At 45.1% G+C, this 13,670-nt stretch carries 13 protein-coding genes and 1 pseudogene; 7 read left to right on the top strand and 7 right to left on the bottom strand.

Annotation, left to right across the window (positions count from 1 at the left end; all coding sequences use genetic code 11):
- The first annotated feature begins 170 nt into the window (after positions 1-170).
- Positions 171-521 (top strand): hypothetical protein, encoded by a 351-nt coding sequence (locus AAW31_RS03260; protein ID WP_046849144.1) that lies wholly within the window; start codon positions 171-173, stop codon positions 519-521.
- Positions 522-788: 267 nt separating this feature from the next.
- Positions 789-2,246, top strand: coding sequence for a D-alanyl-D-alanine carboxypeptidase/D-alanyl-D-alanine endopeptidase (dacB, locus tag AAW31_RS03255; protein WP_235264479.1), 1,458 nt, complete (start codon positions 789-791; stop codon positions 2,244-2,246).
- Between the two features lie 55 nt (positions 2,247-2,301).
- Here the strand turns inward: dacB and AAW31_RS21120 are convergent, their stop codons facing one another.
- Positions 2,302-2,454, bottom strand: a complete 153-nt coding sequence (locus tag AAW31_RS21120; RefSeq protein WP_158441367.1) for a hypothetical protein — start codon at positions 2,452-2,454, stop codon at positions 2,302-2,304.
- Positions 2,455-2,586: 132 nt separating this feature from the next.
- Here AAW31_RS21120 and AAW31_RS03250 point away from each other — a divergent pair, with 132 nt between their 5' ends.
- Positions 2,587-2,817 (top strand): CCDC90 family protein, encoded by a 231-nt coding sequence (locus tag AAW31_RS03250; RefSeq protein WP_046849142.1) that lies wholly within the window; start codon positions 2,587-2,589, stop codon positions 2,815-2,817.
- Positions 2,818-2,888: 71 nt separating this feature from the next.
- On the top strand, positions 2,889-3,608 hold the full coding sequence (locus AAW31_RS03245) for a transposase (RefSeq protein ID WP_046849141.1): 720 nt from the start codon (positions 2,889-2,891) through the stop codon (positions 3,606-3,608).
- A 39-nt stretch (positions 3,609-3,647) separates the two neighbouring features.
- Here AAW31_RS03245 and AAW31_RS03240 read toward each other — a convergent pair whose 3' ends face one another.
- The 4 genes and pseudogenes from AAW31_RS03240 to AAW31_RS03230 all read right to left on the bottom strand — a co-directional run bounded on the left by AAW31_RS03240 (position 3,648) and on the right by AAW31_RS03230 (position 5,549).
- Positions 3,648-3,983 (bottom strand): HigA family addiction module antitoxin, encoded by a 336-nt coding sequence (locus AAW31_RS03240; RefSeq protein ID WP_046849140.1) that lies wholly within the window; start codon positions 3,981-3,983, stop codon positions 3,648-3,650.
- 12 nt (positions 3,984-3,995) lie between these two features.
- Positions 3,996-4,274 (bottom strand): annotated as a pseudogene (locus AAW31_RS19495) (type II toxin-antitoxin system RelE/ParE family toxin).
- Positions 4,275-4,956: 682 nt separating this feature from the next.
- Positions 4,957-5,358 (bottom strand): type II toxin-antitoxin system VapC family toxin, encoded by a 402-nt coding sequence (vapC, locus tag AAW31_RS03235; protein WP_046849139.1) that lies wholly within the window; start codon positions 5,356-5,358, stop codon positions 4,957-4,959.
- Positions 5,355-5,549, bottom strand: coding sequence for a type II toxin-antitoxin system VapB family antitoxin (locus AAW31_RS03230; protein ID WP_046851467.1), 195 nt, complete (start codon positions 5,547-5,549; stop codon positions 5,355-5,357). The genes vapC and AAW31_RS03230 overlap by 4 nt, the downstream gene beginning before the upstream one ends.
- Positions 5,550-6,015: 466 nt before the next feature.
- Between AAW31_RS03230 and AAW31_RS21695 the strand changes: the two genes are divergently transcribed.
- Positions 6,016-6,801 (top strand): D-alanyl-D-alanine carboxypeptidase, encoded by a 786-nt coding sequence (locus AAW31_RS21695; protein WP_200899697.1) that lies wholly within the window; start codon positions 6,016-6,018, stop codon positions 6,799-6,801.
- A 313-nt stretch (positions 6,802-7,114) separates the two neighbouring features.
- Here AAW31_RS21695 and AAW31_RS03220 read toward each other — a convergent pair whose 3' ends face one another.
- Both AAW31_RS03220 and AAW31_RS03215 read right to left on the bottom strand, forming a co-directional pair.
- Positions 7,115-7,510 carry a hypothetical protein gene (locus AAW31_RS03220; RefSeq protein WP_046849138.1) on the bottom strand — a complete coding sequence of 132 codons (396 nt, stop codon included), beginning with the start codon at positions 7,508-7,510 and terminating at the stop codon, positions 7,115-7,117.
- Between the two features lie 57 nt (positions 7,511-7,567).
- Entirely contained in the window at positions 7,568-9,700 is a 2,133-nt protein-coding gene (locus tag AAW31_RS03215) for an Agd3-related carbohydrate deacetylase (RefSeq protein WP_046849137.1), read from the bottom strand.
- A gap of 569 nt (positions 9,701-10,269) precedes the next feature.
- On the opposite strand from AAW31_RS03215, the gene AAW31_RS03210 reads away from it, so the two are divergent.
- Entirely contained in the window at positions 10,270-11,289 is a 1,020-nt protein-coding gene (locus tag AAW31_RS03210) for a ribonuclease T2 family protein (protein WP_046849136.1), read from the top strand.
- 931 nt (positions 11,290-12,220) lie between these two features.
- A complete protein-coding gene (locus AAW31_RS03205) occupies positions 12,221-13,660 on the top strand; it encodes a mannose-1-phosphate guanylyltransferase/mannose-6-phosphate isomerase (RefSeq protein ID WP_046849135.1) in 1,440 nt (479 codons plus the stop codon).
- Positions 13,661-13,670: the final 10 nt, after the last annotated feature.

Here is a 13,670-nt window from a genome sequence, read left to right as displayed (position 1 = left end):
GGCTTTAATTCCATTTCAAAATCAAACATGACGCGAAGGCGAACTGCCGACAGTATCAATATTACGGCAAGATAAAAAAGACCAAATCAGGCCGACAAAGTCAGTTTTGAGTTAGAAATGGCATAAGGTTTGCCGAAGAAATCGTTTGGAGAAAATAAAAAGGAACAACGATGTATCGAATTTCAGCTATATCTTTAATGGCTCTGTTTTTAGTCGGGTTACTGGCGAGCTGTGCTCCGACTCAACCTTTACCATCACCTGGCACGCCTGCAAAACCTGTGCCTGAGGTAGAGCCCACCCCGGCACCAATGAAGCGTCCGGCTGGCCCGTTACCACCGAGTACACGACCCACTTACAATCTAAGCGGTTATCCCCCTGCTACCAAGGAAGGCTATATTGACGGTTGTGAAACCGCGAAAAAAACCCGTTATGGGTTCAAGGATGAGCAACGCTATCGTAATGATGGGCAATACCGCATGGGATGGGATGATGGGTTTGCGATTTGCAAGGGTAAACGTTAATTCAACCTCAAAACTGCTTTAAGTAAAAAAACGATAACACGCAAATTTATTAAGGGTGCCTCTAAAAATTCAGAGTTCTAAACAAGACAAGGCGAGAACAAAAAAATGTTGACGCAGCATATAACTGATATGTAAGGAAACATTTTTTTGTGAACAACGAAGTATTGTGACGAGACGGGGTAAGCAGGCAATCCGCGAAGCGGATGCTCGCAAATATGAATTTTTAGAGGTGCCCTCCAACCTTTTTTAATTGGGATGAAGCCATCCTTGAGCCTGAAGCCTAAATCAAGCGTGATTCTTTCTTTTTTACTGGCGATCACCATCTTATGCGCTTTACCTGCATGGTCGGCCGATATGCCACAGGCTGTCCGTCAGGCACTCAAGCGAGCAGGCATTCCCGAGGCGGCGGTCGGCATTTATGTAAAAGAAGTCAGTAGCCAGCAGCCAGTGATTGCAGTTAATTCAGAGACCGCCTTGAACCCGGCTTCTGTGATGAAGCTCGTGACCACCTATGCGGGATTGGAGTTGCTGGGGCCGGCCTACAGCTGGCGAACTGAAATCTATGCATTGGGTAAGGTAGAGGATGGGGTGTTACGAGGCGACCTCGCGCTTAAAGGCTATGGTGATCCCCATCTCAATCTGGAAAATTTCTGGCTATTGGTTCGCCAAATCCGGCAGGCTGGTATCAAAGAAATTACAGGCGATCTACTGCTGGACAACAGCTATTACAATGTGACCATGGGTGACCCTGGTGCTTTTGATGGGGACCGCTATAAAACCTATAACATTTTCCCTGAAGCACTACTGGTCAATTATCGCACCTCAGCATTGCATCTGATACCTCAGGAAGAAAATAATATAGTACGCGTCGTGGCGGATCCTGCTTCAGAATTGCTCGATTTGCAGAATAATCTGAAACTGACTCGCGGTAATTGTGGTGACTGGAGTAATCAACTGCGCGTCGAAGTACGTGAACGGCAAAGTGGTAATGGTCGAACTACCGTTATTCTCAATGGTAACTACGCCATGCAATGTGGTCACAATACTTATTATTTGAGTCTGCATGAAAACCAAGACTATATTCATGATTTATTCAAAAAATTATGGCGACAGCAGGGTGGCTCATTTAATGGTGTCGTGCGCAATGGCGTCGTTCCAAAAGGGACCGCACCACTAAAAGTGTATCATTCGCCACCGCTTGCGCAAATTATTCGTGGCATTAACAAATTCAGTAACAACGTGGCGGCACGACAGCTCTATTTAGCGCTGGGGGACACGACCATTCCGCCAAATGGGCATACTTCTGTTTCTTTAGCGCAATCCGATCAAACCATCAGACACTGGCTATTAACCAAACGATTAAACTTACCTGAATTAATTCTGGAGAACGGTTCAGGGTTATCACGCACAGAGCGGATCAGTGCCAGTCAAATGGGAGAATTGCTGGTAGCAGCATTCCACAGTCCGGTGATGCCGGAATTTATCTCATCCTTGCCGATAGCCGGGGTGGATGGCACCATGAAAAGCCGTTTTCAAGGAACACTGGTGGCAGGAAGGGCGCATATGAAAACCGGCACGCTCAACGAAGTAGCGACGATTGCGGGTTATTTACTGGATCATAAAAATCGCCGTAATGTAATCGTTTTCTTTGTTAATCATGCGCAAGCAGCTAACGCACGTTCAGCGATGGATGCACTGATTAGATGGGTGTATGAAAGAGCATAACTCTACTTTAGACATTCACCCCCCATCCTTGCCTGCAAGAATGACCGGAAATGAATCAGTCAATCAAATCTCCCTCGGTATTCCTGGCTGCTTGTTCTTGCTGAATCAGCGCTAATAAGGGTACAAACACATCGGCTACTCGATTCAGGCGCTGAACATAAGCCACATGGAAGTCGTGGAAACCCATCGCGTAAGTGGCGATCCGCATACTCATCAATGATGGCGGGTGTACTAGCGAGTGCTATTAGATCTTTGAGAAAAATAGTGATTTGTTGCATAATAACTGCAGTACTTCAATCAGCAATGAGTGTGATTATTTGCTTAGGTATATACTTAAATAATGCCTTCAATACCGTTTGATACTCATAAATTTATTCGCCGCCTACGAGAGGCTGGTATTTCAGAAAAACATGCCGAAGCGATTGCAGAGGCTTTTCGTGAAGCTAATCTCGAGGCTGAAATTGCGACAAAGACAGATCTTCGTGAGCTTGAATATCGACTCATTATCAAGCTTGGAACGATGATCGTTGTAGCAATAGGCGTTGTGGCAACGTTGGTTAAGTTGTTATAGAACGAAAATAGGGACAGACCACAGTTTTCTGTTAAAATTTGTCATTGTAAATAACTGATAAAAACTATTTTATGCCCCGACGTGCTCGCCTTACCTTAGCAAATGTTCCTCTTCACCTTATCCAACGCGGTAACAATCGCCAAGCCTGCTTTTTCGCCGAAGAGGACTATCGCTCTTATCTGGAATGGTTAACCGAATATGCTGGCAAGGCTGGCTGCCAAGTGCATGCTTATGTGCTCATGACCAACCATGTGCATTTGCTGCTCTCCGCTGATCGAACCGAGTCTGCCGGGGAGCTGATGAAAGCGCTTGGTCAGCGTTATGTGCAGTATGTGAATCGCACTTATCAGCGCAGTGGAACCTTGTGGGAGGGACGGTTTCGTTCCTGTCTCATTCAGGAAGAAGACTATTTGCTAGCATGTCAGCGCTATATCGAATTGAATCCGGTGCGAGCAGGTATGGTGGCGCACCCGGCTGAATACCGTTGGTCTAGTTATGGGGTAAACGCGCAGGGGGAGGCCGATGCTCTGGTGAAACCGCACTCGCTTTACGTGGCGCTGGGATTAGATAACGCTGGCAGGCAGATGGCTTACCGCGAACTGTTCCGTGATGAATTGGAGCCGGGTCTGATGGGTGAGATCCGGCGGGCGACTAATGGCAATTTCGTGCTAGGCAATGAACGCTTTGCAGCACAGATATCGGCAGCTGTAGGACGACGAGCAACACCCGGCAAGCCTGGACGGCCACGTAAGATTGAAGAACCAAAATCCAGCAATCTGTTCCTCACATAACTTAAAACCGTGGTCTGTCCCCTATTAGGGTGCCCTTTATTAGTGTTGACTTATCGTCAATCTCAGGTCTGTTGTATGCTTTATATCTACACGCTTCACTTTTGGTAAACCGGCTTTACGCGCATTCCATAGGTCATAAGCTGCTTGTTGTGCTATCCATAAATCAGCACTTCCTCCATTTTCTACCCCTAACCAACATTCGAGTCGTAAGGCCATTTCAGGAGAGATAGCAGCACGGCCATTTATTACACGCGATAAAGTAGCCCGACTCACGTTGAGTTGTTCAGCTGCTTCAGTTACCGATAACCCCAAAGCAGGCAGTACATCTTCTCGCAAGGTTTCACCTGGGTGTGGCGGGTTGTGTATTTTGCTCATGTTTAATTTTTCCTAATGGTAATCTTGATAATTAACTAGCACAGCGTCTTCACCTTCAAAGGTAAAAGTGATTCGCCAATTGCCATTTACTGTCACCGAGTAATGTCCAACGAGGTCACCGCTTAAAGAATGTAATTTCTAACCAGGAATATTCATATCACTTGCATTTTTGGCAAGATCAAGCCTTATCAATTGCCGCCTTAACCGCGCTGCATGATACGGTTGAATGCCAGATAGGTTGCCGGTAGTAAAGAAAGCTACAAGTCCTTTATGGCGAAAAGTTTTTATCATGCTAAATTGTATACCGTGGTGCTACGTGTTACAAAGATTACTTGATAGCACGCAAACCTAAATTAGCTTTATCATTAGTGAAATAGGGGGCAGACTCTGAGGAACCTCCACGAATTACTTCATGGCAACAACGGATTATGCTCAAGCCATAAACCATAAAAGCGGAAACGATCAAGTAGATCGTTCCAGTAAACCCTTTACCGCTCGCGGTGAGCTTGTCGAACCGCTAAATCAAAAATGACGCGAAGGCGAGCCGCAGACAGTATCAATAATACGGCAAGGTGAAGCCGACAAAGTCAGTTTTGATTTAGAAATGGAATTAGGCCGAACGGTACTATTGTAAATGTTATTCTGGACCGATTTACTAGTGTACCAATCACACACAGTGTCAATATACGAAGTCTTTCATTATGACAAACCAGAATTCTGAGCTATTCTTTGGCTCGTTGGAATTACGGAAAAAGCAATGATGAGACGGCAACAAAAACAGATCGCGGATAAATTTGGGTTATATTATTCTACTTTTAGTCTGGTAGTTAAAAAAATAGAGAAAAGCTAGATGGCGAATAGTAAACCTGATCCCACTGTTTCTTGCCTAATATTGCGCTCTATCCGGCCCGCTCCTGTAAGCTCTATGGATATTCTTGAATTTTATGAGGGGCGTAAGCGGGTGGCTTTAGCGTCATGTGTTGGTTGTGACAGCGTGTAAGCCGAGATATTCTGCAAAAGGAAGGAAATCTCTATCAGAAAATAAGAGTGGATATTTTTCTTCGATGCAAAATGTTGCGATGATTGTATCAACAGTTTTCCTTATTGTAATGCCTCGTTTCCGCAAATGCCGGAAATTGTCGACCGATTTAATCGCGATTTCCATGTTAAGCATATTAAAAATACTTAATGATGTAAGCAACTGTTTCGCGGTCTCGTAATCTTTGTCGATGCGGAAGCCTTGAAGTACTTCAATCAAAATAAGATCGCCTATACCCAACGGCTCAACACCAAGTAGCATATCGAGCTTGCTTGTTTGCGGCGTATCCAGGCCATTGAAGTAGTCGATCCAGACACTGGAATCTATAAGAATCATCTTGTGGTTCGCATCTCTTCAAGGTTGCCTTCCCACTTTAGCTTGCCCTTGTATGCTTTAATGCTTTCTTGTTTTTTTAGATTAATCAGAATCTTAAGCGCGAGTTCAACAACTTCTCGCTTGGTTTTGAGTCCTGTAATTTTGAGGGCATCTTCCATAAGTTTGTCATCAATAACTATGTTCGTTCTCATTAGGAGGAAGCTCCGGTGTGTATAATAAAATCTGTCTATACACATTGTAGTGCGAATCCAGAGTACAGACAAGAGGCACATTCTTATTCCATTTCTAAATCAAAAATGACGCGAAGGCGAGCCGCAGACAGTATAAATAATACGACAAGGTGAAGCCGACAATGTCAGTTTTGATTTAGAAATGGAATTAGACAAGCATTGAGGAAAATAGGGGAATAGGTCACGGTTTCCTAATAGGGAGCAGACCACGGTTTTCAATTAGAGTTAGTCATTCGCAATAACTGATAGGAGCCCTTTTATGCCCCGACGTGCTCGCCTTACCTTACCAAATGTTCCTCTTCACCTTATCCAACGCGGTAACAATCGCCAAGCCTGCTTTTTCGCCGAAGAGGACTATCGCCTTTATCTAGATTGGTTAACCGAATACGCTAGCAAGACTGGCTGCAATATGCATACTTAGGTGCTTATGACCAACCATGTCCATTTGCTGCTCTCCGCTGATCGAACCGAGTCTGCCGGGGAGCTGATGAAAGCGCTCGGTCAGCGTTATGTGCAGTATGTGAATCGCACTTATCAGCGCAGCGGAACCTTGTGGGAGGGACGGTTTCGTTCCTGTCTCATTCAGGAAGAAGACTATTTATTAGCGTGTCAGCGCTATATCGAATTGAATCCGGTGCGAGCAGGTATGGTGGCGCACCCGGCTGAATACCGTTGGTCTAGTTATGGGGTAAACGCGCAGGGGGAGGCCAATGCACTGGTGAAACCGCACTCGCTTTACGTGGCGCTGGGATTAGATAACGCTGGCAGACAGATGGCTTACCGCGAACTGTTCCGCGATGAATTGGAGTCGAGTCTGGTGGATGACATCCGGCGGGCGACGAATGGCAATTTCGCGCTAGGTAATGAGCGCTTGGATGGCTGGGGGCTATCGCGCACAGAGCGGATCAGTGCCAGTCAAATGGGCGAACTGCTAATAGCTGCATTCCACAGCCCGGTGATGCCGGAATTCATCTCATCTTTACCGATAGCGGGGGTGGATGGAACCATGAAAAGCCGTTTCAAAGAAACACTGGTCGCAGGAAGGGCGCATATGAAAACCGGCACGCTCAACGAAGTAGCGACGATTGCAGGTTATTTACTGGATCATAAAACTCGCCGTAATGTGGTCGTTTTCTTTATTAATCATGCGCAAGCAGCTAACGCACGTACAGCGTTGGATACGCTGATTAGATGGGTGTATGAGAGAGCATAATTAATTCCATTTCCAAATCAAAAATGACGCGAAGGCGAGCCGAAGACAGTATAAATAATACGGCAAGGTGAAGCCGACAATGTCAGTTTTGATTTAGAAATGGAATAACGTGAGTTCGACATAAGGGTCGCAACAAATCACGGTGGAAGAGATTGAGTGCGCTTAATAATAAGGAAGGTTTCTTTTTCGCGCGGAACGGGTAATTCTAATTTTCAATAAGAAAAGCTCTAGACTAACAGATCATGTCTGCTAGTCTAGAGCTTATGTAATTATTCAGAGGCAACTATTTATTGCTCATCGAACAAAATAGCGATTATTCAGCAGCCTCCTTGTCGTAATAAGCAGCCGCATCAAGAAGCGGTTGGGCGTTGCCACCTTGTTGAGCGACAATGGCTGCCGATTCTCTAAGCCGCTCTGCCATTGACTTCGCCTGCTGAGGGTAATTTGAATTCTCCTCTCCCTGTTCCCGCCCTTCTCTTATTCCCTTTCCTTTTTTTAACTTATGCTCCTCCTCTTTCCGTATTTTATTTATTTGCTCCTCGCCCTCATCCTTATTATGTCCCGGTGCGGTATCAGATTTGCCCGGGTTATCAGGTTTTTGCCCTTGGGCAGCATATGTTGATATTGGTATCACTGTGCCTATCGTCATAGCTATGGCGACAATCAGCATAGTAAAGACAGTTCTCAACGAGTGAATGTAGTGTTTCATTTGATTATCCTCTTGATTGTAAATTTTTTTCTATAAAATTACCGAAGTAGCAGTTGCTTATTGCGTCAGGCCCCGGTTGACCGTGAACACTGTTGGTGTCGTGGTTAAGCTAACTACGCGGACATGCTGGCCGCCATAGGTTCCTCCACCCATAATCCCCGTGACCTCTAGAGTTACACCTTTGTCTGCTGATAAGGTGACTTGATTGGTGGTCCGATCCCACTTCGATTGAATAGCCGTAGTCTTCGCGTCGAGTCTCTGTCTTGTCTTATCGCCAATATGCCAATACGGCAAATTCAAGACCGGTAATTTAAACAATCGCTCGTAGGCTGCAAAGACAGCGTTTAGCCAATCAAATATCAGCGTATTGCCGTTTGCATAATTGGTTGCATTCGATTGATGGAAAAAATGAGGCCATTTATTAAAGGTCAACATATGGCGTACCGCGTTGTCGGCTTCAGCTGCGAGAATTTCTGCATAATTGCGGGGAGTGCAGATCGCTCCGGGTGTTGTGCAGGGATCCTGGCCGGCATTGACAAATCGATCGTGAAACATATAGTTGTACTCATCAACTAGTTGATCCGGATTAATGACATTAACAAACACATTGGTTGGCCAGCGCGGCAGCATAATGCGATTAGAAGACGCACTGCCATCATCGTACTGAGTGATAAATTGCTCAATGTTTTGCGCTCGCTGTGATGAGTCGGAAGCCAGATATCTCACATTGGTAATGGCAGCGGCTCGTAGGAATAGCGGATTGGCACCACCCTGATCAAACGCTACATCGTCATCCTGAACATTGGCCATATCTGTGTGCAGCAAAGGATCATCGGTGCATTTGCGATCTTTCAGGCCAGCGTGATTACCCGTTAGCAGGACCCGGTCATTGTTCGCTTGATCAGGCAGTCCTAGAAGCCCCCATACCGTGCGGTTCTTGGTAATTTCTGCCTGGATAGGTGCCACGGTAGTAAAAGTTTCATAATCACACGGGGCATTTGCCGGAGTTGGCGCTTTATCCATGTCTGCATGCGTAAAAGTGTGATTGATGTAACGGAACGCATCTTTGTTGGCAATTACTGCCGCTACCAAATCTTCCGTCAGATTTGCAACCAGTGTCGTTGCTTCCGGATCAACCACAGCCCCGGATCCATTGAATGGAAAATCGAGTTGGAAAGCGCTGCCCGCCGTGGGATGTGCAGCCCGAAAAGCAGTTTGCTTGCCCACGAGATTGCTGATATCGCCGCTGTTCAAGCGATAGGTTTGCAACGGATTATCCGCCTTAAGGCTGGGATCCCATAGCGTATTCGCTAAGAATAAATCATCCAAATGGGCTGCCATATAAACACGACGTGCTCCCACAAACACTCCTTGCGTCGCCCAGCTGATAAACTCGTAGGCTAGTACCTTTGAGTGAATGAGGAACGAAGCATGGGTAATGGTCGAGATCATCACCTCGCGTAATGGCGTGGTCTGATTAGGCAGTTTGTATTGAACGATCGATAACAGCGACTCTCCATTGGTAGTTTGCAGCAACGGAATAACACTCGGAATAGTACCGTCGCGGGGCCCAGCACCATTATTGCGTGGAGTGGCTGCAAAGGCAAAGTCGGTAATCGGCAGCGGATTTGCCAGGTTTACAGATTCAAGTACCTCTTTTTGATAGGTAGCGGGTATTGACCATTGCGTATTGTAGCTAGCTGCACTCGATGAAAAAACCAGACCATAATCCAGGTAGATTCCGAATGGTGCATTGGGGTCAAAATAAGTAGCAGGCCAACCCGATAAGACTGCTTCACGGACCTTAAAGTCCTTTTCGTAATTGTGCAGAATGTCCCACTCTGCCGGTGTGAAGTTGGGAGTCAAATCAGAGAGGGTCAGGATAATGCCATTGTAGCTACCTACACAACCTGCATCCAGGGAGTTGCAAGCTACGCCATTCAAAGAGGCGAGCATATCTGCAGTTAAATCCTGGGTGTTAGCATTTAATACATCATAGGGTACGCCTATTTCATCCAGAACAGGCTTGATGTAGTTGAATCCCAGATCTTGCGTTTCATCTCCTGTGGAAATCACCAATACTTTCAATTTAACCGCATTATCGGCAAATGCAGGTGGCGCTATCATGAATGCCAGCCACATGGCCACTGTGACAAGCAGACCACCTGTTAATCTCCAATTCATTTTCATAAACATCTCCTCTCAACTCGTATAAAAATCTCATAAAATTAAACTATTTTAGTTTATGCAATTTATTCTCACCTTCATTCCCTATGAAAAATAACATAAGCATAAAATATATTAAATAATTAGCATAATCCATGCCAATCTTCATAATTGTTAAATAATCAATATATTGCGAATAAAAAAAGCATATAGCCAAATTGAAGTGTAAAATCTTTCGACAGAATTTTGCCTTGATTAGAAAGTAATCACATTATTTATACGTCATATAAAATCGATTCTTTAGATACTAAGTTAGTCCGGATCGCGGAGGTAAAGAAGAGTAAGGACGCGTGCATAAATGCATTGGCTGCGCAGCGAAGGATACTACTTATTCAAAATGTAAAATTATTCGACATAATTTGATTTTCATAATACAGTTTTTAGACGAAGGCTTTGAATTTGAATATACTGACTTATACTTATTTAACTTGGGTGTAGACGATTTTAATCGTCTACACCCAAGCTGGGCTAACCTACTTACTTTCAGCAGCTGGAAGTTTAATTACAACTGAATTGTTATAAAAAGGAGAAACATGAGATTTATTCGAATGCACGGTGCATTCCAATTATTGCTGCTGATTGTAGGCATCACTTGTGTGTTTCCAAGCTGGGCGGATAAAACAAATGGAATATTTTCAGCACAGCAATCATGCCCAGCTTATGTATCTAAAAATAAACTGACTAACCCGGGCCATGCCGAGCTTAAGGTAGGGGAGCATTACCAGACAATTGAGGTAAATCGACCTGATCATCCAAGCTGGTATCGGATTGTCGTCCCGAATGCTTATCCCAAAGAACGTTGGGTCAGCGCTGACTGTGGTCAGTTCCAGGCAGAGGAAGGGGCAGGAACAGAGGCAGAAGCAGGAAGTAAAGCTTGTAACACTGCTGGTAGAGCGGATAGTTATATCCTAGCGCTCTCATGGCAACCTGCATTTTGCGAAATTAAACCACAAAAACCAGAATGCCGGATTACTGACTCTTCTTCTTATCAGGCACGCCATTTTACTTTGCATGGCTTATGGCCCAATCAGCAGCCGTGTGGAGAGCATTATGAATTTTGTGGTGAGGTTCGTGCTAAGAAAGAGAGGTTTTGCGATTACCCGGCTATCAAATTAGACTCGGATTCCCAAACTGCACTGGCAGAAGTCATGCCCAGTGTAAGGGTGGGTTCTTGTTTGGAACGGCACGAGTGGCATAAGCATGGCACATGCCAGACCATTTGGTCTTTGGAGGAATACTTTGATCTGTCTGTGGATTTAACACGCCAGTTTAACGAAGCAGGCATGGCTTATTTCATGAATCGCAAAATCGGCCAGCAAGTACGTACCGAGGATTTCCTTAATCGTCTCGCCGCAGTCCTGGGTCCAGCAGCACGCGAGCGAGTGAAACTGAACTGTGAACGTGGAATGTTAGTGGAAGTGCAGATCAGCCTGGTTGCTGACCTGACGCCAGGCAAAGATTTGGAACAACTGATTGCACAAGCGCCCAAACAAACTTCTTCATCCTGTCAAGAAACATTTTTCGTGGATACTATAGGTTTCAATAATGAATAGCAACTTGTGGTAGGGGATGGGTGAATGATCCGTGACGTGAGCTAATGTAGGTGGTTGAAGCGTTTGCTAATGAATAATAGAAGTTGGACATTATTTATGGCCCTAGACTAACAGAAACGATCTGTTAGTCTAGGGCCTATGTATTTATGCAGGTAATTTTTCCACTGTACGACTCATATTGGGAAAAGGACAGTTTAGCGGTACACAAAATGAAAGCTGCAGAAAGATTTCTGATATTGGGCTCAATTATTGGAATTTCTGGCCGTTATATATAATGTTCAGGAAAATATGTTAGATGAACAGCTGTAACTATACCCGATCAACTTTGCTAAATCGCTAGCTGATTGGGTTGCTCGAACAGATACAGCAGCAGACTTCACTTGACTTATAGTAATAATTAGGTTTTTTTGTGAGTATAACTATAAAATTTTGATTGAGATATTAATATTAGTGAGCACTTAAAAAAATATGACAGAGTAAACAAATTTATTCAGCACATATACAACAAAATTGTCATAATAAGATTCATAATGTCATGCTTGGCACTTAAATTTGTAAACATTAAATGGTATATTTATTCATTTATCTTGCCTGCTCAGGCAAGTATTTTAATCCTTCACAAACAAGCCATAAAGTTTTCATAAGAGTACTGTTGACAATTAGTCAATACTCCAGAAGTTGGGAAGAAAACTTAACGAGTACTATAAGCATAAGACAGACAGAACGCAGCTATAGAAAATGAATTTTACATGTTTTGATGAAGCGACATATCACATAGAGAGGAAAGAAGCGAGTGCTAGGTCAATATAATGATTGGAGCGCAGAGTAGACTAGTTAGCGAAACTTCGTTTTATCGAAACTTCGTTTTCAAAACTCCTCAGCGAAAGATATGATTAATCTTTAGTACTGACTAATACCTACTGATAAAATTATGCAAACATACATTCACCCCGTTATTCTTTCCGGTGGCAGTGGTACTCGGCTATGGCCACTTTCGCGTGCTGCTTACCCCAAACAACTGCTGTCGCTGGTGGATAAAGAAACCATGCTGCAAGCCACGCTTGCTCGAGCAACCAGCTTGCCCCGAACACAAGCCCCAATACTAGTATGTAATTCAGAGCATCGCTTTTTGATCAGAGAGCAATGTGAAGCAATCGACATCACCCCAGCGGCTATTTATCTTGAATCGGTCGGACGCAATACTGCCCCAGCCATTGCACTCGCCGCATTTCATCTTGCTCAGACGGATGAAAACGCCATGATGCTCGTTCTGCCAGCTGATCACGTCATCGATGATCAGGCTGCCTTTGCAGAGGCGGTGAAGACAGCAGCACATGCCGCCCAGCAAGATTACCTTGTCACCTTTGGCGTGGTGCCGCACGCACCTGAGACAGGTTATGGCTACATCAAGGCGGGAGAAGCGATCCCGCTTGCGACACCCACTTCACTTATCCCCTGTCGGGTTCAATCATTTTATGAAAAACCCGATCGTGACACCGCAGAGGCTTATCTGAAGGAAGGCGGCTATAGCTGGAATAGCGGCATGTTCGTGTTTACCGCTAAACGTTATCTGCAAGAATTGCGGCGGCACCGGCCGGATATATTCGCTGCAGTGCAAAAAGCCTGGCAGGAAAGAACAGCAGATATTGGTTTTATCCGCCCCTGTGAGAGCGCATTTTTTGCTTGCCCTTCGGATTCCATTGATTATGCTGTAATGCAAAACACTGAGCAAGCCGCAGTCGTGCCTGCACAATTCGGCTGGAGCGATGTCGGTTCCTGGGATTCACTCTGGGGGATTGCGCCTAAGGACAAAAACGGCAACGTTACCAGTGGAGATGTCTACCTTGCTGATACCAAAAATAGCTACATCCGCACCGAAAATCGCCTGGTTTCCGTGATAGGCCTTGAAGACGTGGTCGTGATCGAAACGGCTGATGCTGTGCTGGTGATGCATAAGAGCAAAGCTCAGCTCATTAAAAATGCTGTGCAGCACTGTAAAACAAACGACCGGAAGGAACACCTGGAACACCCTCGCGTGCATCGGCCTTGGGGCTGGTACGAAGGTATTGATCAAGGAGAGCGCTTTCAGGTCAAGCGCATCATGGTTAAACCAGGAGAAAAACTCTCCCTACAGATGCATCATCATCGTGCAGAACACTGGATTGTGGTCAGTGGCACCGCCAAGGTCACAGTCGATGGCAAGGAAATTCTGCTCACCGAGAACCAATCAACCTATATCTCGCTTGGCCACGTTCATCGGCTGGAAAACCCGGGAAAAATACCCTTGCATTTAATTGAGGTTCAATCCGGTTCATACCTTGGAGAAGATGATATTGTGAGGTTTGAAGACAATTACGGCCGTACCAGCTAATTTTATTTCC

The sequence above is a fragment of the Nitrosomonas communis genome (genome assembly GCF_001007935.1).
Taxonomy (GTDB): domain Bacteria; phylum Pseudomonadota; class Gammaproteobacteria; order Burkholderiales; family Nitrosomonadaceae; genus Nitrosomonas; species Nitrosomonas communis.
Note: the sequence above shows the minus strand (reverse complement) of the source record. Positions and strands in the feature narration are given on the sequence as shown.